Consider the following 1,511-nt stretch of genomic DNA (forward strand, 5'->3'; position numbering starts at 1 on the left):
GGGCCGCGGGGGCCGCGGCGGGCGGGTAGCCGTAGCCGCCGGGGCGGCCGGCCGGCGGGGCGGGGGGTGCGGCGGGCGCGGCCGACGCCGCCTGCGAGCTGGAGGAGGCGAGGGTGCGGCTGCGGACCCGGTACAGACCGGTGTCGAGGTCCTCCGCCTTCTCCAGGTGCACCTTGATCGGGCCCATGAAGGTGTAGCGCTGCTGCTTGGCGTAGTCGCGGACCATGCCGGCCAGTTCGTCGCCGAGCTGGCCGGAGTAGGGGCTGAGCCGCTCGAAGTCGGGCGTGCTCAGTTCCACGATGAAGTCGTTGGGTACGACGGTGCGGTCACGGTTCCAGATGGTCGCGTTGTTGTCGCACTCGCGCTGAAGCGCGCCCGCGATCTCCACGGGCTGCACCTCGGACTTGAAGACCTTCGCGAAGGTGCCGTTGACCAGACCTTCGAGACGCTGCTCGAATTTCTTCAGGACTCCCATGGGGCACCTCCTCCGTCGCTGCCGTCCTGTTCGCTGCCCTGCGTACTGCTGCTGTGCGTACTGCCTGCCTGCGTACTGCCTACCTGGTACTGCTTACTGATCGTATCCACGCGCGGGTCGATCGGCTGGTTCCCCCTGTCGGCCCGGTCGAAGGGTGTCGACGCCTCTCGGAGTTCCCGCTGGAGCTCGTCTTCGAACGCCGCGGGGCGCGCTGTCGCGCGAACTCCTGCCCAGGATCGTAGAGCCGCTCGGCGACCAGTGTCCCGCACCGGGCTGTGGACCCGGCCCGCTCCTGGGAGGACGGGCCGGACCGGTACGAGGTTGATACGTGAACGGCCACTCGCCGGGACGTGGCCGGAGGGTGCCGCGGGGCGTCGCCGGGGGCGGGGAAAGGGATGTGAATCCACCCCGGCCAGCGTGCTAATGTTCTCGATGTCGGAAGGCGCCGGGCCACGAAGGAACGGGGCAAGGAGCCGGAGGACACACCCAATGCGCGGGTGGCGGAATAGGCAGACGCGCTGGATTCAGGTTCCAGTGCCCGAAAGGGCGTGGGGGTTCAACTCCCCCCTCGCGCACCAGACGGAAGCCCCGTAGGTCTCAGACCTACGGGGCTTCCGCGTTGTGCGCTGCCTTGTGACCGGGTGCCGCTGTGAGGAAGGTCTCACCGTGCGAGCGCTGTCCGGGCGGGGCGGGGAGTAGCGTCGGGGCGCGCCGCCGGCCGGGTGCGGGCGGTGCGCCGAAGTGACGGGTGCGGGCGCCTGCCAGGGCGTACGGGCAAGGGGAGGGCGACCGGATGACCGGGCTGTCGGCCGGGGCGGGTACGGAAGCGGCGGCCGGGGGCGGGGCGCGGGGGCCTGGCGTTCGGAGCGGGGATCAGGGGGCCGTCGTGCCGGGTGAAGAGCGGGGGTCTGTCGTGCGGGACGGGGAGCGGGCGGTCGGCCCGCCGGCCGGGGGGCGGACGCCGGACGGGCCGGACGCGGGACGGGCGGCTGGTGTGCGGGATGCGGGACGGGCGGCTGGTGTGCGGGATGCGGGA

The 1,511-nt window shown here is 72.3% G+C and carries 1 protein-coding gene and 1 tRNA gene; one reads left to right on the forward strand and one right to left on the reverse strand.

Translation table 11 applies throughout. From position 1 onward, the window contains the following. Positions 1–475: DUF3662 domain-containing protein (locus tag ACTT8P_RS33415; RefSeq protein WP_442835540.1), on the reverse strand; the 475-nt coding region annotated here is incomplete at its 3' end. A 491-nt stretch (positions 476–966) separates the two neighbouring features. Here ACTT8P_RS33415 and ACTT8P_RS33420 point away from each other — a divergent pair. Then, positions 967–1,053: transfer RNA gene (locus ACTT8P_RS33420), tRNA-Leu, on the forward strand. The last annotated feature ends 458 nt before the right edge of the window (positions 1,054–1,511 follow it).

Source organism: Streptomyces sp. JW3, from assembly GCF_052216785.1.
Lineage (GTDB): Bacteria > Actinomycetota > Actinomycetes > Streptomycetales > Streptomycetaceae > Streptomyces.